The organism is Catalinimonas alkaloidigena, assembly GCF_029504655.1.
In the GTDB taxonomy this organism is placed as follows: domain Bacteria; phylum Bacteroidota; class Bacteroidia; order Cytophagales; family Cyclobacteriaceae; genus Catalinimonas; species Catalinimonas alkaloidigena.
The window spans coordinates 3,811,458-3,836,862 of sequence record NZ_JAQFIL010000001.1; the positions used below are offsets into that span (position 1 = coordinate 3,811,458).

A 25,405-nucleotide genomic window follows, 5' to 3' on the forward strand; every position below is an offset into this window, starting at 1 on the left:
CTACTACCTGCGCTGTGCTGCCAGCCATTCCATAATGCTTGCAGGTCTCCCATTGATCTCTACCAGCGAACCATCCGCGTCTCTCCTGCATTCGTTGGCATGGCAATAGATCCAGGACCAGTGACCTGGATAATGAAAATCCTCACCGCCAAAGAAGCCAGTGATATCTACCACATGATCATAAAGTGAAAGATATACATTCTCTGCTCCGACAGCTTTCAAACGCTCGTAAACCGGAATCACCGTGTTTTTGGCAACAGTAGTAGAATCATCTTGTGAGTGAACAAACCAGATTGGTATATTTTTAATACTTTCCAGTTGTTCATCTGTTACATACTGTGCGTGATAAGCTAGTGCACTGGGAAAGGCAGCGGCGAAATAATCCGGATGTAGCAAAAGAAGTTTCAATGTCATATATCCACCATTAGAACAGCCTCCCAGGTAAATACGGTCCATATCTATGTTGGGGTTTTGGGCAACAAAGTCTTCAATAAGTGCCATCAAAGCCTCGTTATACATATCGTTTTGCTGTCCGCGGGTTGACCCTCCCCGACCATCGTCCATCCAGCGTGTAGGAGTCTGAGGAACCAACACATATGCTCCGTCAAACAATGTCTGTATCTCATCAGAAGCGTAGTTGGCCGCACGGTTGGCAATGAGTGGAATGGACGGGTCCGTACCGCCTTCTCCTCCCCCATGTAACCAAATGAGTAAAGGTGATTTTCCACTGCCTGATACAGGCGCATAGGAGGCATAAGTCAGGCTAACGTCATCATGTGTGAATTTACCACTCAAATTGAAGCGGTCAAGGAGCGGCATGATGCGATTCACTTCAGTATTCCATGTTTGCTTAGAAGAAATATCTGTAATGGTCATTTGATAATCTATCCAATTGTTACCGCTGCACTTTTCGTTGCGGGAATATTGGATAGGAGAGCCTAGTGGTAAATTAGGTGCTACTTCAAGCACCAATGTTATATGCTCACCTTCAGGGACTACATTCCCATCAGCGTCTGAAACATAGGCATACACTACGCTCCTGTCTCCGGAGGCCTGATCTGCCGGCAGATCTACGCAATCAGTATGTCTCTCTACAAAAACCGAATAGGCCTGATAGTCAGCTGAAGTAACTGTTTCATCTAAATGCAGCACAACTTTATTGACGGCCGGTCCCCAGTCGTAGCCTTCTATGATGGCAGTATATTCTCCTATTTCAGTTGGAAAAGTGTTTTCATCCTTCAGGCCGCTTGCCAAAGACATATAAGGCAGGAACCCAAGGGCTAATAAAGTCAGTAAAAGTAGGTTTTCCCTGTTCATATTTGCTTGTTGTATTAGGTTATCCATTTGCAGGAATTGAGTAAACCTGAGTAGTACGTTATTCCTTAAGTTTGAATCATGATCTCAACGAAAGCAGATTGCTGATGTTATACCTCTTAGTTACAGAAAAATTAACTAGCTAAGGTGCTTTTTAAAAAATTCAATGGTTCGGTCCCAGGCGAGTTCAGCTGCGGCCTGATCGTAGCGAGGCGTAGTATCATTATGAAACCCGTGATTGACTTCAGGATATATATAGGCCTGGTATGCTTTGTCATTTTCTTTCAATGCAGCCTCATAATCCGGCCAGCCTTCATTTACCCGTTTATCCAGGCCAGCATAGTGTAATAGTAATGGTGCCTGGATATCAGGAACCATTTCGGCGGAAGGCTGCCCGCCGTAGAAGGGAACTGCCGCATCCAGACCCGGTATTTTTACAGCCATCATATTTGAAATCCAACCTCCGAAACAAAAGCCAACCACGCCGACTTTGCCGGTGCAGTCTTCATGTTCCTTAAGCACTCCATATGCGGCGATAAAGTCTTCAAGCATCTCGTCACGCTCTCTCTTGCGCTGCATTTCCCGGCCTTCATCATCCGTACCCGGATAACCTCCAAGGGGCGAAAGCGCATCAGGCGCCAAGGCGATAAAGCCCGCTAATGCAGTTCTCCGGCATACATCTTCAATGTGAGGGTTCAAGCCGCGGTTTTCGTGCACTACCACGATACCAGGCATTTCCATGCTGGACAGCTGGCCTGACATATTCGCTGGCCTGGCCAGCAAGCCCTTAATCTCTCCTCCTCCCCGGGGTGAGTTGTAGGTGATATACTCAGCGTCCAGCCTGGGGTCATCTTGTCTGACCTGAATTTTGTTGAGGTAGTCGGGCATGATAAAGCTGAGTAATGAGGCTACCGTTATGCCACCTACTGCATAGGTAGATAGCTTATCCAAAAACTGCCTGCGATTGATGCGGTTGTGTGCATAGTCATCATACAGGTTAAAGACTTCCTGACTGACATCTTCTTTGCTGAGTTTTTTCATGGGGCTAGTGTTTAATGGGTTGTAGGGTCCAACTGCTTACCAATATAGGGTTTATTCTTCTGTAGTTGTGCATCCAGAGAAAAGCGGCCGGGGCCGGTGAAGAACAAGGCAATAAATGCGAAGCCAAAAAGAATTACTTTTTCCTGCTGTCCATATGCATCATCAAAATGAGCGCTAAAGTAAGCTGTCGCCATGGTAATGATCAGAGGAATCAGCGCCGCCCGGGTAAAAAGGCCCAGCATAAGGAGCAAAGAACAGAGGACTTCGGCAAAGACTGCCAAAGCCAGGGAAGCCGCCGGTCCTATCCCAAAGGGATCAGCAAATCTGATTTCTTCAGTACCAAATAAGCGGGTAAGCTTGCCAAAGCCATGGCCATAGATCATTGAAAAACCAAAAGCCAGACGTAAAATGAGCAGACCATAATCCTGAAAACGTGGGGGGAGTTCTAAACGAAGTAAATTCATTGCTTTGTGGTAATTTGATGATTTTGTGAAATAATTATCGATAAATTATTACAATCATTGAATAGCAGGTAAAATATTCTTTGAACGACTCAAACCATCCCACAAACGACAGATTGGATGAGGGGCATACATTTAGCATATTGATCGTATTTTTGAACCATCTGTGAATCTGATGCAATACAAATGGAACCAATGAGATCAAGTGGATTGCAAAAGCAGGTATTTTCAAAAGGCTGTAATGATAACAAAGCCACCCTTTTGTAAGAATGGCTTTGCCGGATTTCATTCATTATTCTCCCAAAATAGAATAAATCATTTTTACTTATGAAAGATCCTGTATGCTAGTTGTGGTAAACTAAGTGGTATTTTTCTAAACAATTTTCAGTATCATACCAATGCTTTCCTGCAGTACTCCAGGCACCTGGCCACTTCTTGAACTGCATTAGAGCTTTCAGGAATTTCATACTCCAGTTCTACGGTAGCGGGGAAGCTATACTTCTGATCACGCATGGTTTGAAGGACTTCAGTAATAGGCGTATCTCCTTCTCCCCAGGCTAAGTTGGCCTGTCCATGTTCAGGAGTTTGTCGGTCTTTCACATGCATGCTCATAATCCTGTCGTGTTTGGCATTGATCAATTCCAAAGGGTCAGGGTTGCCAGCTGCCACATAATGTCCAAGATCCAGATTCATGGCATTGTATTTAGACTGGTCCAGTGCAGTATCCCAGAATGTAGGCGTTTCCTGAGTATGACCGTGGTAAGCCACATACATTTTATGTTTCCTGGCCAGTTTTCCGAGACGTTGAGTATGTGCATCATCGCTCGGATGCTCAAGTGTCACATGGCTGGCTCCTAATGCTTGAGCAGCCCTCATCCCATAGCTTATCTCTTCGTTGGTATTATCTTTCCCGAAGGCGTTAGGTTTGAATCCATAGATAGTCACTCCGGCATCATTGTACATTTTTTTCATCTGGCTAAATTTATCCATAGACACCTGCTGTCGCCAATCAGCTACTTCCTGATTATAGGCTTCCATCTGCGCCCGCATATCGGCCAGCTCTTTTTGCTCCTCTTCCGTTAACGCTTCTCCATCCCGCTCTTTTCTGTACAATTGATAGAAAGACCTACGATCAACCGGGTTTTCAGGCTTGCCGGCAAAAGCCTCTGCCGGATCACCCATAAGCTCTATGGCACTGATGCCTGAATCTACCACATACTGCAAAGTAGCCTCCGCACTCTGGTCGGGCATACTGCGGAAAGAATATGTAATGACGCCAATCTGCACATCATTGATGAGAGAGTCAGGCTTATTATAACGCCTGATAATATTTGGCGCCGCGATCAGCGAAGGGGCGGCAGTTACGCCAGCCACGAGTGATGCTGCTGTTCCTATAAAGCGGCGACGGGTTAAACGGTTTTGTAGGTTGTTGTGCATGATCTAAAAATATTGATGATGAGATTAAGTAGTAAAATTAATTATACATATATCAAATGGTGCTTCATCATTTTGCCAGGGTTAGACAAGAAGAAGGTTGTAAAGATACGAAACTCGTTCCTGTAAAACCTACATCCTTTTTTCCAAAACAACCTACTTCCCGAGCTTACACGCACCTGCAGCTCAGACTGATTAAAACCGCTTCTGTCCGCTGAATTCCATTGCTTCTCCTTTGCCAAAACCGTAGCTTACACCCAGCGTGATAAAGCGACCTCTCAGCCGGTAATCGTAGAGGTAAAAGGATGACTGTCGGGTTTCTGACTCAAAAATGCGGCTGGCAAACACATCCCGTATGCTCAGGTTCACTATAGTTTTACCTTTCATGATTTTTTTGCGTACACCCAGGTCAGCAAACACATAGCCCGACATCTCACGCTGAAAAGTCAGATAACCGGATTGATAGTTTCCCGTAATCTCTACGTCAAAATCAGCAGGCAAACCAAATTTAGAGGTCATACGGGCCGACCACTGATCCGCGTTGAAGTCAAATGATGTGCCTTCAAAATCACCTTCCCGTTTAAAATAGTTGTAATTAAAATCACCATTGAGCGACCACCAGTCTGCCGGATCGTACTTGGCATTTACTTCTATTCCGGTAGCTTTATTGGTACCTATATTCTCAGGGCGGGTAATGCTAATGTTATCTTCAAAGGTAGTTACATCTTCTACCACATCTGTAGTATAACGATAGTACACTGCTGCATTCAAAGAAACCGGTCCCTGATCAAAAATACCATTTACTTCATAAGAATCGGTATACTCAGGCAAAAGCTCAGGGTTTCCTGTACTGATGTTATAATTATTTCGGATATTATAAAATGGATTCAGATCCCACAGCCGGGGTCTTGAGATTCTTCTTGAATATCCTCCCTGCAAAGAAAAATTGTCAAGCACTTTATAAGACAAATGAGTTGAAGGAAAAAGATTGGTAAACAGAAGCTGATTGGATTCATCAGTATCCTGTAATACTGTCTCCAGGTCCGTGTTCTCTACCCTTAGCCCTAGTTTTACGCCAAACTTATCTCCTTCATAGGCTCCGGTACCATAAATGCCCAGCACTTTCTGATTATAATCAAACAGATTACTGAGTTCCGGAATTTCAACCCAGCGGATATCCTCCCATTCGCTGATCGCATAATCATTGGACACATCATTAATGACATATTGCGCTCCACCTTCCAGCGTGATCTTATCGCTGAATGGATGGGTATAATCCAGTTTAAAAGTATATTCTCCCTGGTAAAAATTATTAACCGTTTGTTGTCTTTCGCTAAGGCTTTCGTTTCCAATGACTGGCATATTTTCAAATTCTGAGGACTGGTCTTTGCCAAAGAAACTTCCTAACGCGCTGAACAGCAACATCTGGTCTTCATGCCTCTTAAAGCTTTTCTTGTATTGCAACTCATATTGGTATTTAGGATTCGTTGCCTCTGTTACTTCGTTTCTGCTCCACTGAGAGGTCAGGCTGTTGGCAGCATCATACTCGCTGAATAAGGAATTAGAATATTCCGTTTCAAATTCATAGGCAAAGCTACCGGTCAGTGAAAGCACATTTTGAGCGTTGATGTGGTAATCCGTTCCAAGAATGACGTTGATAAACTTTTCATTCTTCTCGCTGTCTCCCACACTATTGACGGTAGTGTCATTTTCCAGGTTCCGGTTGATGGTCTTGAAGTCTTGCGGAAATGTACGGTGTCCTATGCCTATCTGGCTGAAAAGGTTAAATTTCTCAGTCCGATTATTGAGACTAAAGCCCAGGCTATGATTGTTAGGCACACCGGTATTAAGGGTCACTGAACCATTAAGCCCTCGTTTCTCTTCCTTTTTGAGGATAATATTAATGATGCCCGATGTACCGGAAGCTTCATACTTGGCTGAGGGATTGGTGATCACTTCAATGCTCTCAATCATGTCAGCAGTAAGGGTGCCGAGTGCGTTACCTCCCTCGCTGGTCAGTACGGAGGGCTTGCCATTGATCAATATCTGAACGCCTGTGCTACCTCTTAAGCGTATCTGCCCCTCAATATTTACGGCCACCGAAGGAACATTATTGAGTACTTCCAGAGCGCTGGCACCAGTGCTGCTCAGATCTGAGCCTACATTGAATACCCGCTTGTCAAGTTTGAATACAGTCTGTGATTTTTCTCCCTGCACTACTACCTCATCCAGTGTTTCGGTGTCTTCAGACAAGGCAATTACTCCCAGCTCAACCCTGCGGTTGACAACATCAAAATCAGTAATTTTCAGCTTTATAAAACCAATGAACCCAACTTCCAGATAAAAATCAGCAGCTTTCGTTTCTAGGCTGAAAGAACCATCGGCGGCTGTAGTAGTACCGGAAATCAGTTGGTCGGTTTGAGTATCCAGCAGTTTAACCGTGCTATATTCAAGAGCCTGGTGACCTGCATTTTCTACTACCTTCCCGCTGATGGTGATGGGCTTATCCTGCGCCATCGTGGGTTGAAAGATAACAAATAGCATCAACATACAAATGGGAGCGAATTTCATAGCGCAATAGATTAATTGAATTGACAGGACAAAGAAGTAACTCTTTTTTGATATAAGAAAATAACTTCTTTGAACAACACATCTTTTCCCGTAAACGACATTCTCACAGCTTGAAGATGGCTACATGTCGTTGAGCGGAGAAAATATGTCGTTGAGCTATTTGGTTTTTACCAACTATCTTTAATTACTTATCTTAGGATAATGGTACAAAAGGTTAAATCTGCACTGCTCACCTCCAGGGAGTTATTCTTCCAACTGGTGCTGCACGCGCTGGTGTTCAGTTTTTATGTATTTGACAGAGAGCATCCGCAAGTTGCATTTCATCTTGAAGCTTATCAATTTGTATTTTTTCTAAATTATACGTTGGCAAATGCCTTTATCAGCTATTTCTTATTACCTCGTTTTTTCTATAAAAAAAAATATATTCACTTTTTTGCCTTTACAGCACTGATCGTAGGCGGTGTCATCTTTATTGAAGAGTTCCTTCTGGAAAGAATATACTTTCCAGATTCGCGAGGCTCCAGGTTTCCGGGCATTCTGTTTAGCTTGGGACAGGTGCTTCCCCTTATCTTTATACTTTCGGGTTTCAAATTTGCCTGGGATGCCCTTACTAAACAAAGGGAACTGGATGAGCTGAAAGCGATGATCAAAGAAAGTGAACTGCAGTTTTTAAAGTCTCAGATCAACCCTCATTTTCTGTTCAACAATTTGAACAATTTGTATTCCTATGCCATAGAGAATTCTCCCAAAACACCTGCCATCATTCTGGAACTAAGCTCAGTACTGCGCTATATGTTGTATGAGTGCAGGGAAAAATATGTTTCTTTATCCAAAGAAATAGAGCAACTGAAAAACTTCACGCAGCTCAGTGAGCTGCAAATTGAGGAAAGGGGCGTAGTAAATTTTACTACCCATGCTATACGTCCCGGCTATCAGATTGCGCCGCTCATACTTATCGTTTTTATTGAGAACGCCTTCAAACACAGTCAGTCCAGCCAGTCCAGCAACATTTGCATTGATATAGAAGTCTGGCTGTCAGAGGATGGAATGCTGGAATTTCATTGTAAAAACAACTACCATTCGGAAAACAATGCACATGATAGCTCCCAAGGCATAGGCCTGGAGAATGTAAAAAAACGTCTGCAACTGCTTTACCCTAATGCGCATCAGTTAGACATTCAACAAACTGACCTTTACTATGAGGTGCGTCTGTCCATGCAGCTACAACAGACTACACAAACTACTCACTATGAATTGCATTATCATTGAAGACCAGCCTCCCGCCCAGCGTATTCTCAAAAAATACATTGAGGATATGGGTGATTTAGAACTGAAAGCTACTTTCGCCGATGCTGTTCAGGCCATGGAATACCTGAAAACCGGATCAGTAGACCTGATATTTCTGGATATCCACTTACCCAAAATATCCGGTATAGATTTGCTCAAAAATATGCCTCGTCTGCCTCCGGTAATCCTGACAACTGCGTATTCGGAGTATGCGCTGGAAAGCTATGAATTTGATGTGGTAGACTATCTTCTAAAACCATTTTCCTTCCAACGATTTGTTAAAGCAGTGTCCAGGGTACCTGTGAAAAACTTTATGCATACGCAATTAGATGCCACTGGCGGTCCGGTACACAGCCGTAATGAAATCTTTATCAAATCTGGATATGAGTATATCAGAATTACGGTAGACGACATCATTTACATCAAATCAGATGCTGACTATAGCGAAATCTTCTTACCCGACAAGAAGTGCTTATCTTCTGATCCGCTGCGGAAATGGCTGGAAGTGCTGAATGACCAACAGTTTGTCAGAGTACACAAATCTTATATTGTGAATGCTTCCAGAATTATCAAAGTCATGGGCAATCAATTGTATATGAATAATAAGGCAGTAGTGCCTATTGGCAGAGCATTTAAGGATGATTTTACCGAAAGGTTTCTCAACTGAGAAACTGAAGGATGTTGTTTACCTCCAAAGAATGGTTGTTCAACGATTCTTTTTTACCCTAGCTGATAACATGACTAATTTGCACGCGCACTTAAATAGTGCGTTTTAGTTGTTGAAAAAAGTCTTGCCGTTGGCAGGGCTTTTTTTGTCACTTTCAGGCCAGCATTCCTAAAGCCAACAAATAGTTACAGAAATATCTATCACTATAAGTTATCCCCATAGGTTTGATGCAGGCCTCCCTACTTCATCCATCTACTAATTTCTGTATAACTCTTCATAATCATCCATAGAAGTCCCCTCACTGAAGTGGCGGATGTTATAAGTGAAGGTAAGCATAAAGTAACGCTGCAACACCCTGGACTGTACATCTTCTATGTAGGCCTCCTCAATGTTACGCCTGATATTATTGTTTTGCTTGAGCAGGTCATACACATTAATGCTCAGCTCGCCTAACTGATTTCTAAACAGCTTTTTACCAATACTCATATTCCATAACAGGAAGCTATTATCCAATCCTGCGGAAAGACCGGTATTCAACTGATGTTTCAGGTCAGTCCGGTAAACCAGCCCTTCCCAAAGGATCCAGTTGTAACGCAGGCGAGTGGTCTGGTTAAAATAGTTGTTGTTGAGCGCAGGTCTCAGAGAGTTTTCCACAATGTTATAACTGGAACGGGTGGACACCCTGAAGTCTACATGCTCACTAATGTTACTGCTGAGTGAAGTCCCCAACCTGAAACTGCTGGCATTAGCCAGATTGATTTCATCATTGATCAGACCGGGCTTTCTGGCATAACGTACCGAACCGCTAAAGTGGATATTGGAGGCTATCAGATCTAAGGGCTGACCATAGCCGATATACGAACGCACATCATAATAGCCATCAACATTCACGGTGGTGCTCAGTTGTGAGCCTTCTTCCAGTACAATACCCTCAGCGATTTCAGTGGGTTTCTCTGCTATCAATGTGCTGTTGGTAATATAATCGCTTACAATAGTGGATTGCAGCACCGCATAGAAAGTCTTATTGGTTTCCGGATTGTGTGATTTATAGCGTGTTCTTAACCAGTTATTGTACGATTGATTCAGATTTGGATTTCCCGTTCTGAGTTGCAATGGATTGGAGTTATCAATGACTGCCTGCAACTGCCCTACTGAAGGCTCTCGGGTCCAGGTGCGGTAGTTAAATTCTATGTTTTTGCTATCATCAAATTTGTAAACAAGACGGGCAGAGGGAAGCACACTTTCAAATGTACGGTCCATTTCATAATCCTGAGGAAACAACTGATCGTTCAAGAGGCTGGCATGCTGATACTCCGCTTCAACCTGTACCCTGAGTTTCTCCGTTCTATACTGATAGCCGAGCTCGCCTTCCTGCGTCAGGTAGCGACTTTCAAATGTATTGCTAATAGCTGTATCCAGCAGGCTGTACGCATCCTCCCCTTCCAGAAAATCATAGGTACGCTTGTCCGAATCATTGAGGGTATTGCCAAGCTCGTATTCAAGCTCAATCATACTGTGCTTGCTGAGGGGTTCAGTATAAGAGATATTACCTTCCCAGTCAAAGCCTCTTCTCTTCAGATGTGTATACTGGTTGAGCTCTTCGCTGCGCTCCTCCGCATTATAAAACACATTGCTGGCCAGGCGGTAGCGATCGTCCTGATTGGCATGGTAACCAGTATTCAAACGGAAGTTAAAACTACGTCCTTTTTTGTTGAACTTATGACTGTAATACATGCGGTTGCTGAAGTCATAATTGTAATTATCAGAATTTGAAGTGTTTTCGGTCTGGTTGAGTAAGCCATTGTCAGTATCTGTTTCACCCGTAAAGTAAGCGTCAACAATGTTATCCTGCAAAGAGATAGAAGGGCGTATGAGGATTCTGTTCTTTTCATCAGGATTATATTCAAAGCGAACATTCATCTGATGGCGGGCATTACGGGTAGTAGAGCTACTGTTTTCGGAATACACCTGCCCTGAGTCTGAGGGCAGCACATAGTCTCTTATCCTGTTTCTGTCTTCTTCACTTTTCCTGTGTGTAAACGTGTAGCTGCCGCTCAACTCTACCTTATCATTCCATGAGTTGATAAAATTTACACCCAGTGTATTGGTATTGATGATGCCATTTTGAGTACGGCTGTCTCCAGAGTTATTTGGATCGGAGCTGTAGTTGACTGTATTGATGTTATTGCTCAGACCGGTAACGGTCACCCTGCGGTCTTCATTAAAGAAGTTGACGCTTGCCCCTGCCATATAACGATCATCAGTACCGTAGCCGGCAGTAGTTTTACCAAATTGTCCTCTTCGGCGATTAGGTTTGGTGATGATGTTGATGGTACGGGTTCTTTCGCCATCATCAAAGCCGCTGAGCATGGCTTTATCACTTTTTTCGTCATATACCTGTACACTGGCGATGACTTCTGCCGGTAAGTTTTGTAGGGCAGCATTTACATCTTTCCCGAAGAAAGGCTTACCATCTATTAAAATCTGCTGTACATCTTCACCCTGGGCCTGCATCTTTCCATCCTGCATAATGATGCCCGGCATTTTCTCCACCAGATCCTGCGCGCTGGCATCGGGCGCTGTTTTAAAGGCTCCGGCATTAAACTGGGAGGTATCTCCTTGCTGCTGCCCTGCCAGCGCTTTGGCAGTAACTTCAATTTCCTGCAAGGTGGTGGTTTCTTCTGAGAGCAGGATCACTCCCAGATTCAAGGGAGCCTGCTGTAGCTGGATTTTTTTGCTAACCGGCACAAAGCCTATAAACTGAACTTTTAAGTGATAGCTTCCAGTATCCGCTTTAAGTCTAAATTTTCCTTCAATGTCGGTCACTACGCCCTGGCTGCTGGCATCAGAAACCTTTTCTAACACCACGGTTGCTCCGGGCAGACTGGTATCATCAGATGAGCTTTTGATAGTACCGCTTACGATTGAATTTTGTGCATAAGTTTGAAATGTGATAAATAGTAGAAATAACAAAAAAGAGATACGCTGCATCTTTTGTAATTTTTTTAAGAGTGGTTTTTATTATTTGATGACCAGAGGAAAAATGCTGATAGCAGAACGCACAACTTAAGCAGCATAGCCGCTATTATGCGCTCCATCCTATAATTACAAAAAAATGTCCTAAGCCTTAAAAGAATTCTGTAAAAAACTGAAGATAAAGCAATACTCCTTAAGTAATTTCATGTAAGATCTCACAAATAAGCTTCTATAGATTAAAAAATTCCCACCAATTGGACCTAAACCAAAGAATCTTCCTTCCCTTGCCTAACGTATTTGTTGTCAAGCCAGGAAGAGCATGTGCTTGATTAGTGCTGGCCGTATTTCTAAGCCTGCTTTAGATCTCTTTTTTCGTTAAATATACCTTACTGCTGTGTAACCTTCATCTGGAATAAACTGCCCATTGGGATATTCACTGACAAAAGAAATTTCCCTCCACGCTATACCGTTTAAAGCGACGATTTTCCATTGTGGAATCCCCTTACCGGGCGGGTATTGATCGTCATTTTTCAATGCTGAGTTATGGCCTATTCTGGGCACGACCTTAATCAGTCTTTTATCCCCATATAATGACCATTGCGAATTTAGAACACTCATTTTTCTTTGTAAATAACCAGCTTTTTCGTCATGGCTGACAGGAGAATTAATATTACCATATTCTTTCTCTGTATGGTGGCTTGCAACCTGAGAATATCCGGCAAACTCAAATTCTTCAGGCTTTGGTAAATGAACGGCTGTAAAAAAACCAGCCCCTTGACTTAGTCTACCTGTTTTAAATCCTAAGCGATCTTCAATTTCTCTGAGTATATGCCCCTGAAGCCAACGCTGGGTAGTGAAAAAACCCGATCGGTAAATTATGTTTGTGAGGCTTTCCATAAATTTAATGGTTTATAAACATACTTTCTTATTCATATTGATACTGATATTTGAATAATTACAGAGGGTTCTTTAACCTTCCAATCTCTGTTATTTTCCTTTCGTCTCAATCCCCTAGAACAGGGCGGGAATATTTAGTAAACTACAAAATTACCCTCATTAATACTGCATGCATTTGAGGGAATGTATCATCAAAACTTCTTTCGTCATTCCGTAGTTTGGGAAGGAAGCTTAGCCATTCCAGGCTTTAGTTTTACAATATTTTCATGCCGAATTAGATGCACCGGCAGCGTGGGCTGATACTATAACAAGTGTGGGAGAAGGTTGTCTTTCAGTATTGCATGGGATGCTCCGCATGCCGCGAAGGGATCTTGTTTTGAGTTACTCAAATCTATGTGCCTGCGATGAACTTTATGTTTCATGAAATTGCCATGCTTCTCATCACAAAAAGTTTCTTCCTGAATGACAAGCGCAACTGACTTAAGTTTATTTCATCTTCGGCAATGGAATTAAAGCTTTCAGATACTCCGTCAAGTTTAAAACTTGAATTGATCTAATAGCTTCAGTAACATACTGAAGCTAGAAGGTCTCAATCCTTTTTTCGTCCGTAGCTTGTGGGAGATAGATGTCATTCAGGAGGAATCTTGTTTTAACTTGCTTAAAGTTATGTGCCTGCGATAAACTTTAATATTTATAAAATTGCATGCTTTTCATCACAATAAAGTTTCTTCCAGAATGACAAGCACAACTGACTTAAGTTTATTTCAACTTCCACAATGGAATTAAAGCTTTCAGATACTCCGTTAAGTTTAAAACTTGACTTGATCTAATAGCTTCAGTAACATACTGAAGCTAGAAGGGGAATGCTACTGCGTTTCAAAGTAAAATAGTATACCCTTTTTGCCAAAGCTGAGGGCATTGGCAAAGATTCATCTCCTGACTTGCCCCTTCCTTCAGCCCGTTTCAGAACTTTATGTATCGGATATGTACCCTGGTCCTGGTATAAACTTTTTGTATGCCGCACCGCACTCAATGCCATAAAGTTAAGCTTTTTATGTAGCTCGCTTCAGTCTGTGACTGAAGTAGAAAGATTGTTCAAGTCTTTGACATGAATGTATCCTAAAGGTATAAACTTTCAAAGAGTAGTACCTTGCTCTTAAACTACATGAAGCCAGGCTTAGGTATCGTCAGCAGGAAAGTGAGCAGAATATCGTAAATGTATATTCTCTCCCACCCTATCAAAAATGTTGTAAATTGTGCACGATTTACAGTATTTCTAATCTATAGCAGACCTAACTGATGATTAAAAGAACTATTTTGTTTTGCTTTGTTGCGGTATGCCTGATACATATGTCTGTGCTGGCGCAGTTGGCTAAGCCCGTTTTTTCTTCCATGGATGTGTTTGAACTGGAGTGGGTCTCTTCTCCGCAAATTTCTCCTGACGGTAGCATGATCGTGTACGAAAGAAGAGGCTTTGACATCATGAAAGACCGCAAAACCTCCCGCCTCTGGCTGATGAGTGCCGACGGACAAACACATTACAAGCTTACCGAACAGGATGTAAACGAATCCAATCCAAGCTGGTCACCGGATGGTAGTCGTATCGCTTTTACCAGCACTACGGAGAATGGCTCAGAGATTTACCTGTATTGGCTGGAACATAACCGGCTTGCACGGCTCACCCAACTAGAACGCTCACCTTCTAATTTGTCATGGTCGCCCGATGGTACACAGCTGGCTTTTTCCATGCTGGTACCGGAGAAAGCCCCCATGCTGGTAAGCGCCCCTTCCAGGCCCAAAGGGGCCGAGTGGGCCGATCATCCTCGTGTCACTACCCGGCTAAAGCATGAATCGGATGGTTCCGGCTATATTGAACCGGGCTATCATCACTATTTCGTAATTCCCGCTGAAGGTGGTACTGCCCGGCAGATTACCCAGGGAAATCACATGCATAGAGACGAGCCAGTGTGGACCCAAGAGGGTGATGCCCTGATTTTTTCTTCCAATCTCAATGAAGAATGGGAATATGACTTCCGCAATTCTGAAATCTATAAAGTAAGTATCGCTGATGGTGAAGTAACAGCCCTCACAGACAGAAACGGACCAGATGAAAGCCCTGCACTATCACCCGATGGGGAGCAGATTCTTTATGTAGGCTTTGATGACAAGGTACAAACTTATCAGGTGAGCAAGGTGTATGTGATGGATGCTGATGGCTCCAACAAAAGAGAAGTTCCTGTTGAGCTGGACCGGAGCATATCCAATCCGGTATGGAGTGCGGATGGCAGAGGCTTTTATTTTCAGTATGATGACAAGGGAAATACCAAAATCGGTTTTGCCAGCCTTAATGGTAATATGAGTGAAGTCACTGGAAACCTGGGAGGCACATCCATCGGACGACCGTATGGCGGAGGCTCTTATTCGGTGTCTGAAAACGGTAATATCGTATTTACCCACACTACACCCTATCACCCTTCCGAGCTGGCAATGGTGAAAAGAGGTAGTGAGGCAGCACTACTCACACATCTCAATCAGGATCTGCTGGATTACCGCCAACTGGGCGAGGTGGAAGAAATCTGGTATAAGTCTAGCGTGGATGATCGTGATATACAGGGATGGATGGTGAAGCCTCCCTCTTTTGATCCCAGCAAAAAGTATCCGCTGCTGGTAGAAAATCACGGAGGCCCAATTTCCAATTATGGAGATCGCTTTTCTCCCGAGATGCAACTGCTGGCTGCCGATGGCTATGTGGTTTTTTATCCTAACCCGCGGGGTAGTACCAGCTACGGAGAAGAGTTTGGCAACCTGCTTTACCATAACTATCCCGGTGATGACTATCATGATGTAATGAATGGGGTGGATGCCATGATTGAGCAGGGGTTTATTGCCGAGGACAGCCTTTTTGTAACCGGAGGTAGCGCGGGAGGCATTATGTCGGCCTGGATCATTGGTAAAAACAATCGCTTCCGTGCTGCTGCGGTGGTCAAGCCGGTTATGAACTGGATCAGCAAAACCCTAACTGCGGACAATTATTACGGCTATGCTAACTCCCGTTTTCCCGGTCAACCCTGGGAGAATATAGAGACTTACATGAAGTTATCTCCTGTCTCACTGGTCGGTAATATTGAAACACCTACCTTGGTGATGGTAGGTACAGCGGACTTGCGTACTCCGCTTTCGGAAGCCAAGCAGCTTTACCATGCGCTTAAAATCCGACAGGTAGAAACTGCGCTGGTAGAAATCCCCGGTTCTTACCATAACATCTCAAACCGTCCCAGTCAGTTGATCACTAAGATTGATCATATTTTAGCCTGGTTTGATAAGTACAGGGAATAGTGAACCAAAATATCCCACCAGGAGTAAGAATCTGATTTAAATTATTGCTAATAAAAAAAAATTCGGTGAGCAATGGTGCATTCCAAATTGCTCACCGAAATAGGTTTTAAGAATGACCCACACTATTTGAAAGTCCTGACCTAACCCTTGTGCTCAGGCCTAATGAACGTTGCAGCAATTGCTGCATCATATGATAGGCTTTGCTAAAGCGGTAAGGTGGAAAATCAAAACGAAGGATAAATTCTGAGGGTTTACTTTCTTTGATTAGCATCCCCCCCTCAAAATCAAAATCCAGATATGGAATGTCATGTATTGATTTTTCGCTCCGGTCACAGTGAAACCAAGTGCCTCCTGAGGACTCCAAATACAGCCTCAGGCTACTGTAGCTACCCGGCTCTAACATTGATAACAATTTGGAGCTAAGGAATTTTCCTGTAAAAAGCCCGCTTATCTTCAGCGAATAGGGTCCTGATACCTCCTGAATATGATGTTCAGTACCATCCTCAGCTATAGCGGTAATCCGGGTGAGGTTTAGCTCCATTTCGGATATATCATTATGTGAAGCAGTGGAACTGGTTAATACAAGCTCCTGGGTGAGTCTGTCCCTTTCATAACTTTGATACATTCCTACCGGAAGCATTGAATACGATAGATAATTTACTCTTTTCATGGTTTTACTCTTTGTGAATTATTCTGTGAAGCCTGATTTTACGCAACTCTAATTATAATGTTGCCAAAAAACAAGCATATTTAATATCACTCCATTCAATAATTATACCCTTTTTGTATTAATAATTTAACGTTACAGGCATTTCATTATTAAACAAACTATTTTATTGATCTGGGGATTACCTCACTATGGATACTTGTAGGAATTATTGCAAAATCACTTGTTCAAAAATTGATTTCAGCACTTTCTTACCCATGAAACTGACCGCTGATGGTAAATTCCTCAACCACGGCTAGCATGCTTTTACACTCCCATCTTTATAGTTGCATTACACAAAATGAGCAATGGAGCGGTAGAATGCTGCTTTGTTACAGAAAGTATCCCTTCCTCCTGGCGCTTGTTTTATTAGATACAACTATGTTGAGTATTGTCGTGTTTTTCCCCAGAAAAAATGCACAAGACATTTATCTACAGGTAGATTAAGCGCATTCTTAAACTGACACCGTCAGATATTCCTGATAAACATTATTTGTTAGCATCAATGAACTTGGCTAAAAGTATAGCAATGCACATATCACGCTTAATATTTGATTCATAGCCTTATTTGTTGCAGCAATTATGATCAGCTATCCTTTATCCTTATTTATTTTTTATATGCACAAAGTATGAAATCACAAAAGCTTGTTAAAAACCCAAAAGTCTTATGACTTGCCTCTTAATTTTGCTGAACTTCAGGGAGTATCTGTAAATAAGACTGCCATTTAGATTTAGCAAAAAAACCAATAAGCAGATGGTACAATGCGAATAGCTCCAGGGCAAAAGGCAGATAACCCAGGTAGCCCAACAAGGGCATCTCAAATACATGCCAGAAATCAACATAGGGTACGGTATAGTACCACTTTGGACTGGAATAAATGTTCCACAACTCCCAGAAGAAACCGCAGATCAGTGAGGCCACCCAGAGTGCTATCACCTCCTTCCAATCGCCCCGGCCAGTATGCTGAATCAGTGTTCTATGCCCTAAAATATTGTTCAGTGGGTCTAAAATCAGGTAGAGTGACATCCATATGAATGCCGCCGAGTATTGCGGATATATAAAAAGACAGGCAAACATAAGCAGGCCCAGTGTCAGCATGATAAGCCTGCTTGATCGACTATTTCCAATCCGTGGACCTGAAGCCATATTTTGAATCCAGCGAAAGCTACCCATCCACTCTGATGTACCAAATATCGCCGGGATTACAGTGGAGAAGCTCATGCTCGCGTATAAAAAATAGGCTACATCTGTAAATTCCTCTCTATGCGTATAATGCCAGTATTGGGCTTTTTCGTTGAGTAATTCAAACAGCCACCAGGCCGGTGCTGAGACGATGAACAAAGAAAAGTAAGCCAGCAGGTTACGGCTGATCAATGAATTTCCTTTTCGCATATAGGTGAGTGCATCAATGGAAAGGCAGTAACCCAGCCATAAAGGAAAGAATCCTATATGCGTCCGTAAGCCTTCTAAATGCCAGTTGAGATACCAGAAAACCAATACAAACAACAATCCTACCCACCCCCACCATGGAAATTTATTTTTTCCTCTTAAGTCTTTATTTTGAGCCATGCTATCAAATAAAATACAATCGTTTGGTAATATTTTGACCCAACCATCATCGGGATAAAGTTACTTTCACAATCAAAGCTTTCTAGAATTATGCGTCAATTTTTTCATACTTCAGGTAGTTTCCAGGGTGCAGCGTAATGAGCTCTGGTCAGTTTTTCAGCTTCTTTGTTCTGCAAAATCGTATTTGCTTCCTCATCCCAAAATACTTTCTTGCCAGTCCGGTATGAGATATTTCCTAACTGGGCATTAATTGCTGCCGCCCTTCCCATTTCTATGGTACAGTTTGGCTGCTGACGACTTTTTATGCATTCCAGAAAGTTTAGGGTATGTGCGCCCAGGCCATTACCATTACTTTTCTGAACAGGCATAGCGTCGGTCATATACTTAGCATGCTCAATCTCCGGCAGTACTTCCCATTGTTTTCTGTCTATCACCAAAGTAGCGTCTGTCCCTACAAATGCAACCCCCGGCTCACTACGATTATACGGGCCTACGGCTGTACCCATGGTCTGTTCCCAGAACATGGAAAAATCCCCAAAATCATAAACCACCTGCAGTGTATCAGGGGTTTCATAGGCACTATCAGGAAAGGCGTAATTTCCGCCTACAGCAGATACCGAAATAGGCGTGGCGACTTTCATACCGGCCAAAGCCATATCTATCATATGGACACCCCAATCGGTCATCAGCCCTCCGGCATAATCCCAGAAGTAGCGAAAGCTGCCATGAAAACGATTGGGATTGAAAGGCCTGTCGGGCGCAGGTCCCAACCACATTTTATAATCCACACCTTCAGGGACAGGCTCGTTTGGTTTTACTGGAAAACTTCTGCCATAGCCAGTACAGGCCCAGGTTTTTACCGTTCGGATTTTACCTATTTTTCCCGAATGAAGATATTCCAGCGCATTATTCCAATGAAGATCACTACGCTGCCACTGCCCTACCTGAACCACCCTGTTGTAGCGTTTTGCCGCAGCAACCATCAGCTCACATTCCTCAATGGAATTAGCAATAGGTTTCTCCACATACACATCTTTGCCAGATTCACAGGCATGTACCATCTGCAAGCAGTGCCAATGATCAGGGGTACCAATGATGACTGCATCAATTTCTTTGTTATCCAGTAGCTTTCTGTAGTCAGTATATAGCTCAGTTTTGTCACCATATTTCGCTTCCAAATCCCCTGCCCTCTTGTTGAGTACATTTTGATCTACATCACAAAGGGCGATACACTTTACTCCTTCGTGGCTGCGCATGGTGTTAAGGTTATGAAACCCCATGCCGTTACACCCTATCAGCCCTATCCTGATTGTATCATTAGCGGAGGTAGAGAAGCGATTGCTTGACGTTGATTGAGGTTGTCCGTATGTGTTTTCGCCCACCAGTCCTATACCGTAAGTAGCTAAAAGGGTGTTTTGCAAAAATTTTCTTCTACTAGGATTCATGCTGTTATTGTTGTATCAGTTTAATGGAAATGAAAAGCATCTTTAAGCTAAAAAAAAAGATGTGAAATGAATCAGTTTTGATTATAATTTCAGTCTTTTTTCCTATGCATCTGCGCTTTATACTCAATTTATTTTCCTGAGGGCAGGAAGCGGAGCGAAGTATGCAGATGGATTAAACTGAAGGAATTTTAGAATATTTTGAACTCTAAAAAGAGACTGTTTTCTGTTGAAGTTATCAACCTCAAAAATTCAACTTAGACTGTCTCTAATTAGCCATGATATATTTATTAGCAGATAAATTTTGGTATATTAGAGAGAACTATAAAACTACATAACACTAAAAATATGGCTGCTTTTACTATCAAAGTGAATGGAAAACAGCATCAGCTTGATGTTGAGCCGGATACCCCTGTTCTTTGGGTACTCCGCGACCACCTGGATATGGTGGGGACCAAATACGGCTGTGGTATTGCGCAATGCGGCGCATGCACTGTACATTTCAATGGTACTGCTGTCCGTTCCTGCTCCCTGCCTATCAGTAGCGTAGGAAGTTCCGAAATTACTACAATTGAAGGGCTATCCGAAGATGCTACGCATGCGGTACAGGCCGCCTGGCTGGAGCATGATGTACCTCAGTGTGGTTATTGTCAGGCCGGCCAGATTATGAATGCGGCATCTTTGCTGGCTAAGAACCCTAGCCCAAGCGATAAGGAAATTGAAGATGCGATGGACGGTAACTTATGCAGATGCGGCACTTATCTGCGCATCAAGGCGGCTATCAAGACTGCTTCTCAAAAGATGAATTAACACTTTTAATGAAAGAATCATGACTTTAATCAAGACAAAATTTAATAGAAGATCTTTTCTTAAAGTGTCATCTGCTGCTGGTGGTGGCATGCTCTTAGGCTTCAACTGGTTAGCATCTGCCAAACCCGTAGCTAATGCATTGGATGCAGTGCCCAATGAATGGTTTGATGTCAATGCTTTCATCAAGATCGGAGAGAATGGGCTGGTAACCATTATGTCGCCTAATCCTGAGATTGGTCAGAACGTTAAGACAGCCATGCCCATGATTGTAGCTGAAGAACTGGATGTGGACTGGAACAATGTGGTAGTAGAACAAGCACCGCTGGATACTGAGAAGTTCACCCGCCAGCTTGCTGGAGGTAGTCAATCCATTCGTCAGGGATGGCAAAGCCTGAGAATGGCAGGTGCCGCAGCCCGTCGTATTCTGATGGAAGCTGCCGCTCAGGAGTGGAAAGTACCGCTCAGCGAGCTGAGCACCTCCAAAGGCATGATCAAGCACGCCAAGTCGGGCAAATCTATCAGCTATGGAGATGTAGCTACCCAAGCATCCAGTATAGAAGTACCCGAAGAAATTGAGCTGAAAGATCCAAAAGACTTCAAGCTGATCGGTAAAGCAACCAAAAATGTTGACGCAAAAAAAATTGTGAGCGGGCAACCCCTCTTTGGCCTGGATTATAAAAAAGAAGGCATGCTGATTGCCATGATCACGCATCCTCCGGCTTTTGGGATGAAGATCAAATCAATGGACGCCAGCAAAGCGAAAGCGATGCCGGGTATCAAAGATGTATTTACCGTACAAACGGCACCGCCCGAGCAGACCTGGTCCGATATCAATGCTTTCCCTGAACTAGTAGCCGTCGTGGGAGATTCTACCTGGCAGGTAATGAAAGCCAAAAAGGCACTGAATATCAGCTGGGAAGCAGCAACCCCAGCTGAAAGCACCGAGGAATACAGAGCAGCCCTGGACAAAGCGGTAGAAACCGCTCCTGAAGAAGCTTCACGCAAAGATGGTGATCCTGAGACAGCTTTTGCCAACGCAGAAAAAGTAATAGAGAAATCATTTGAAGCTCCGTTTCTGCCGCATAATACCATGGAGCCTATGAACTTTTTTGCCCATGTTACTGCCGATAAAGCTGAGTTGGTCGGCCCGATACAGACTCCGGAAAACATGCGGAAAAGTGTTTCCAGTTTGTTAGGCATGCCCGAAGAAAAGATCACAGTAGATATGACCAGGATGGGCGGAGGTTTTGGCAGAAGGTTGTATGGTAATTTTGGCCTTGAAGCTGCTGCTATTTCCAAAAAAGCCAAAGCTCCTATCAAACTCATATATACCCGTGAAGACGATATGACACAGGGGACTTACCGTCCTGCCTACAAAATGAAATACCGCGCTGCGCTGGACAAGAATAATGAATTGATTGGCTTTCACGTAAGAGGAGCGGGTATTCATGGCGGCCCGGTATTTGCCAACCGCTTTCCTGCCGGAACTGTGAGCAACTACCTGGCAGAGAATGTGGAGGTTTCATCTAATATATCCACCGGTGCATGGAGAGCCCCCCGCTCAAATTTTGTCGCCGGAGCGGAACAGTCCTTTATGGACGAAGTAGCAGAAGCTGCCGGTAAAGACCCTATAGCATTCAGGCTGGAATTGTTTGACAAGGCTATAAAGAACCCTATTGGTGAAGATAACGATTACGATCCTGAGCGCTACGCTGGTGTGCTGAAGCTGGTCAAAGAGAAATCGGGCTGGGGTGAAGATATGCCGGGCGTATATCGTGGTGTATCCGCTTATTATTGCCATAATTCTTATGTAGCTCAGGTGGTAGACATGATTATGAGTGATGGTAAGCCTAAAGTGAAGAAGGTCTGGTGTGCGGTTGATTGTGGTATTGTTGTCAACCCCGAAGGGGCACGCAACCAGGTGGAAGGTGGAATAGTAGATGGTATTGGCCATGCCATGTACGGAGCCATCACCTTCAAGAATGGTGTTGCCCAACAGCAAAACTTCAACAAATACCGCCTGATCAGAAATAGTGAAGCGCCTACTGAAGTAGAAACTTTTTTTGTGGATAATGGTATTGACCCCACAGGCTTAGGAGAGCCTTCTTTACCTCCTATCATAGCTGCTTTGGCCAATGCTTTATATAAAGCCACCGGACAACGTATGTACAGCCAGCCTTATATTGAAGAAGGCGACAAAGTAGTAGGTTAAACACTAATCTTAACATTAAAAAGACCAGCTTCTATTGAAGTAGCTGGTCTTTTTTTTGTTTATGAAATGTCAAAAATCTGCATACTACAGATCTATTAACTGATTTTGATAGAATTTATTTAAGCTCAGCCGACTGCGCCCATAAATTGATATCACCATCTTTGGCATACTGGTTAATCTCTGCCAGTTCCTGCTCTGAAAAATCCAGATTGTCAATTGCTTTAACGCAATCTTCTACCTGCGATACTTTACTGGCTCCTATCAGTGCAGTAGTAATTCTCTTATGCCTGAATACCCAGGCGATCGCCATCTGTGCTAGGCTTTGACCACGCTTTTGGGCAATCTCATTCAGCGAACGAACCTTAGCCAGGTTTTCTTCGCTAAGAAAATTTGTCTTCAAAGATTTATCCTGACTTGCCCGGCTACCCTCAGGTATACCTTTCAGATATTTGTCGGTAAGCATCCCCTGAGCCAAAGGAGAAAAGACAATTGAACCTATGCCTAATTCATCCAAAGCATCCAGCAGACCATCTTTCTCAATCCAGCGGTTGAGCATAGAGTAACTGGGTTGATGGATAAGGCAGGGGGTCCCCAGGTCTTTAAGGATAGCTGCCGCTTCATGCGTACGTTGAGCATTATATGACGAAATACCCACATATTGTGCCCTGCCCGAACGAACGATATGATCCAGAGCCATCATCGTTTCTTCCAATGGTGTATTAGGGTCAAAGCGATGAGAATAAAATATATCCACATAATCCAGGCCCATTCGTTTTAAGCTCTGGTCGCAACTGGCAATTATATACTTACGACTACCCCACTCTCCATAAGGGCCCGGCCACATGTCATAACCCGCTTTGGAGGAGATGATCAGTTCATCCCGGTAGCCGGCAAAATCTTCTTTTAAAATACGCCCAAAAGCCATCTCAGCAGTACCAGGTGGTGGGCCATAATTATTGGCAAGGTCAAAATGGGTAATGCCCAGGTCAAATGCCTTCCTGCAAATTGCCTGCTTATTGGCATGAGCCACATCATCTCCAAAGTTATGCCATAAACCCAGTGATATCAAGGGCAGTTGTAAGCCACTTTTACCACAGTAGTTATATTTCATTTTTTCATAGCGATCCTGTGCCGGTATCCATTGCATAGTTAGATTGATTTAAATTCCACATGCGCCAAAAATGAGAATTTCTTGCTGTGAATCAAAAGTAATTTGCCAATCACTTCCCTAAATGGATTGAAAAGTATATGCCGGAGAAGTCATAAAATAAACATTATTATATGCAAAAAAATGACTAAATTATCATCACGAAGGTTACCTTCTCCCCTGCGATTCACTAATTATACTACCTACTCCGCCTATGACTGACAATGACATCATAGCAAGTATCCGAGAAGGTGATGATCAACTGGTCTCCCATACCTACTCCAAGTACAGGAAGCCGTTTGCACGCTGGGTAATGAAGAAATATCATTGCGATGAAGATAACGCAATTGAGTTATATCAGCTTGCCTTCACTACCTTTTACGACCAGGTTATGAGTGATAAGCTCAAGTTTATTACTGCGTCATTAAAGACTTACATATTCGGTATAGGGAAAAACAAGTTTTACCAGCAAGAGCGGGAAAACCGTCGTTTTGACCATAATATAGATGAAATGAAAGTACATGACAACGGAGAAGCAAGCCAGCAAAATCATGAAAAAGAAAATCAATTTATAGCCATAGAAAAAGCGATGCAAAAGCTGGGCAACCCCTGCAAGAGCATCCTGTACCTGTATTACTACGAAGGCCGCAGCATGGATGAAATAGCTAAAAAACTGGATTATAAAAACGCCGACACAGCTAAAAACCAGAAGTGTAAATGTATGTGCCGCCTGAGGAAAATGTTAGATAACAAAGTCAAAGTAAATGATCAATAATGTGGACGACATGACGATTCAGCGTTATCTCGACGATGAGATGGATGAGGATGAAAAAACAGATTTTGAAATGAAGCTCCATCAAATGGACTCATTACGAGAGCGCGTGGAAGAGTACCAGATGATTGTTGAGGGCATCAGGTACTATGGCGAAAAAGAAGTCAGGCACAAAGTATTGCAACTGGAAGCTGAGGCTGCGGCTCAAGAAGAAAAAAGACATTCCATTGTGACAAATTGGCTATACCGGGGGGTTGCAGCATCCCTACTCCTCTTGTTGATAGGTGCACCTATATACTGGCAGCAGGATGAGCAAAGGTATGCCCGTATTTTTAATAAAAACTTTGAGCCATACGAAGTTTTGGGAGGTACTACGCGCAGCGCGAATACCGAAAAAGACCTGGTGCTGCCTCAGGCATTTGAAGCCTATTATAAAGGTGATTATACCGAAGCCAGAGAACTCTTTATTGTGGCCAGCGGCCAGGAGGACCGTCCATATATTTGGTTATACCTGGGAAATGCATATCTTGCTCATGATGAAGATGATAAAGCGATACCTGAAAAAGCAGTAGAAGCATTAGAGAAAGTATTGGCATATCCAGATGTAGACCTTAAGACGCAATGGCGTACGCATTGGTACCTAGGATTGGCTCATCTCAAGCTAAATCAGGAAGAAGAAGCTAAGCAACATTTTGAGATAGTACAGGATACTGATGAGTATGGGGAAGAAGCCAAAAATATTTTAGAATCTATTTACTAACC

Annotated in this window: 18 protein-coding genes; 7 read left to right on the forward strand and 11 right to left on the reverse strand. The window is 43.2% G+C overall.

Annotated elements, in window-relative coordinates; all coding sequences use genetic code 11:
* Positions 1-3: 3 nt before the first annotated feature.
* From OKW21_RS15505 to OKW21_RS15525, 5 genes are all read right to left on the reverse strand, one after another.
* Positions 4-1,344 (reverse strand): prolyl oligopeptidase family serine peptidase, encoded by a 1,341-nt coding sequence (locus OKW21_RS15505; RefSeq protein ID WP_277480705.1) that lies wholly within the window; start codon positions 1,342-1,344, stop codon positions 4-6.
* 108 nt (positions 1,345-1,452) lie between these two features.
* Positions 1,453-2,355 carry a dienelactone hydrolase family protein gene (locus OKW21_RS15510; RefSeq protein WP_277480706.1) on the reverse strand — a complete coding sequence of 301 codons (903 nt, stop codon included), beginning with the start codon at positions 2,353-2,355 and terminating at the stop codon, positions 1,453-1,455.
* A gap of 11 nt (positions 2,356-2,366) precedes the next feature.
* Positions 2,367-2,819, reverse strand: coding sequence for a DoxX family protein (locus OKW21_RS15515; RefSeq protein WP_277480707.1), 453 nt, complete (start codon positions 2,817-2,819; stop codon positions 2,367-2,369).
* 387 nt (positions 2,820-3,206) lie between these two features.
* Positions 3,207-4,253, reverse strand: coding sequence for a sugar phosphate isomerase/epimerase family protein (locus OKW21_RS15520; RefSeq protein WP_277480708.1), 1,047 nt, complete (start codon positions 4,251-4,253; stop codon positions 3,207-3,209).
* Between the two features lie 192 nt (positions 4,254-4,445).
* Positions 4,446-6,821: a TonB-dependent receptor gene (locus OKW21_RS15525; RefSeq protein ID WP_277480710.1), complete on the reverse strand. Its 2,376-nt coding sequence runs from the start codon at positions 6,819-6,821 to the stop codon at positions 4,446-4,448.
* A 201-nt stretch (positions 6,822-7,022) separates the two neighbouring features.
* On the opposite strand from OKW21_RS15525, the gene OKW21_RS15530 reads away from it, so the two are divergent.
* Both OKW21_RS15530 and OKW21_RS15535 read left to right on the forward strand, forming a co-directional pair.
* A complete protein-coding gene (locus OKW21_RS15530) occupies positions 7,023-8,090 on the forward strand; it encodes a sensor histidine kinase (RefSeq protein WP_277480712.1) in 1,068 nt (355 codons plus the stop codon).
* Complete coding sequence (locus OKW21_RS15535) at positions 8,071-8,775, forward strand: LytR/AlgR family response regulator transcription factor (protein WP_277480715.1); 705 nt, start codon at positions 8,071-8,073, stop codon at positions 8,773-8,775. Before OKW21_RS15530 ends, OKW21_RS15535 begins: the two co-directional genes overlap by 20 nt.
* A gap of 255 nt (positions 8,776-9,030) precedes the next feature.
* Here the strand turns inward: OKW21_RS15535 and OKW21_RS15540 are convergent, their stop codons facing one another.
* A complete protein-coding gene (locus OKW21_RS15540; RefSeq protein ID WP_277480718.1) occupies positions 9,031-11,766 on the reverse strand; it encodes an outer membrane beta-barrel protein in 2,736 nt (911 codons plus the stop codon).
* Positions 11,767-12,126: 360 nt separating this feature from the next.
* A complete protein-coding gene (locus tag OKW21_RS15545) occupies positions 12,127-12,648 on the reverse strand; it encodes a hypothetical protein (RefSeq protein WP_277480719.1) in 522 nt (173 codons plus the stop codon).
* A 1,299-nt stretch (positions 12,649-13,947) separates the two neighbouring features.
* Here OKW21_RS15545 and OKW21_RS15550 point away from each other — a divergent pair.
* Positions 13,948-15,984, forward strand: coding sequence for an alpha/beta hydrolase family protein (locus OKW21_RS15550; protein ID WP_277480721.1), 2,037 nt, complete (start codon positions 13,948-13,950; stop codon positions 15,982-15,984).
* Positions 15,985-16,090: 106 nt separating this feature from the next.
* Here OKW21_RS15550 and OKW21_RS15555 read toward each other — a convergent pair whose 3' ends face one another.
* The 3 genes from OKW21_RS15555 to OKW21_RS15565 form a co-directional block, all read right to left on the reverse strand.
* Complete coding sequence (locus OKW21_RS15555) at positions 16,091-16,654, reverse strand: hypothetical protein (protein ID WP_277480723.1); 564 nt, start codon at positions 16,652-16,654, stop codon at positions 16,091-16,093.
* Between the two features lie 715 nt (positions 16,655-17,369).
* Entirely contained in the window at positions 17,370-18,260 is an 891-nt protein-coding gene (locus OKW21_RS15560) for a hypothetical protein (RefSeq protein WP_277480724.1), read from the reverse strand.
* 104 nt (positions 18,261-18,364) lie between these two features.
* The gene (locus OKW21_RS15565) at positions 18,365-19,705 is read right to left on the reverse strand and encodes a Gfo/Idh/MocA family protein (RefSeq protein WP_277480725.1); all 1,341 of its coding nucleotides are present in this window, start codon (positions 19,703-19,705) and stop codon (positions 18,365-18,367) included.
* A gap of 345 nt (positions 19,706-20,050) precedes the next feature.
* Between OKW21_RS15565 and OKW21_RS15570 the strand changes: the two genes are divergently transcribed.
* Together OKW21_RS15570 and OKW21_RS15575 are read left to right on the forward strand one after the other, a co-directional pair.
* The gene (locus OKW21_RS15570; RefSeq protein ID WP_277480726.1) at positions 20,051-20,512 is read left to right on the forward strand and encodes a (2Fe-2S)-binding protein; all 462 of its coding nucleotides are present in this window, start codon (positions 20,051-20,053) and stop codon (positions 20,510-20,512) included.
* 19 nt (positions 20,513-20,531) lie between these two features.
* Positions 20,532-22,724 (forward strand): xanthine dehydrogenase family protein molybdopterin-binding subunit, encoded by a 2,193-nt coding sequence (locus tag OKW21_RS15575; protein WP_277480727.1) that lies wholly within the window; start codon positions 20,532-20,534, stop codon positions 22,722-22,724.
* A 115-nt stretch (positions 22,725-22,839) separates the two neighbouring features.
* Here OKW21_RS15575 and mgrA read toward each other — a convergent pair whose 3' ends face one another.
* Positions 22,840-23,871, reverse strand: coding sequence for an L-glyceraldehyde 3-phosphate reductase (mgrA, locus tag OKW21_RS15580; RefSeq protein ID WP_277480729.1), 1,032 nt, complete (start codon positions 23,869-23,871; stop codon positions 22,840-22,842).
* A gap of 214 nt (positions 23,872-24,085) precedes the next feature.
* Between mgrA and OKW21_RS15585 the strand changes: the two genes are divergently transcribed.
* Together OKW21_RS15585 and OKW21_RS15590 are read left to right on the forward strand one after the other, a co-directional pair.
* Positions 24,086-24,646 (forward strand): RNA polymerase sigma factor, encoded by a 561-nt coding sequence (locus OKW21_RS15585; protein WP_277480730.1) that lies wholly within the window; start codon positions 24,086-24,088, stop codon positions 24,644-24,646.
* A complete protein-coding gene (locus OKW21_RS15590) occupies positions 24,636-25,403 on the forward strand; it encodes a hypothetical protein (protein WP_277480731.1) in 768 nt (255 codons plus the stop codon). Before OKW21_RS15585 ends, OKW21_RS15590 begins: the two co-directional genes overlap by 11 nt.
* Positions 25,404-25,405: the final 2 nt, after the last annotated feature.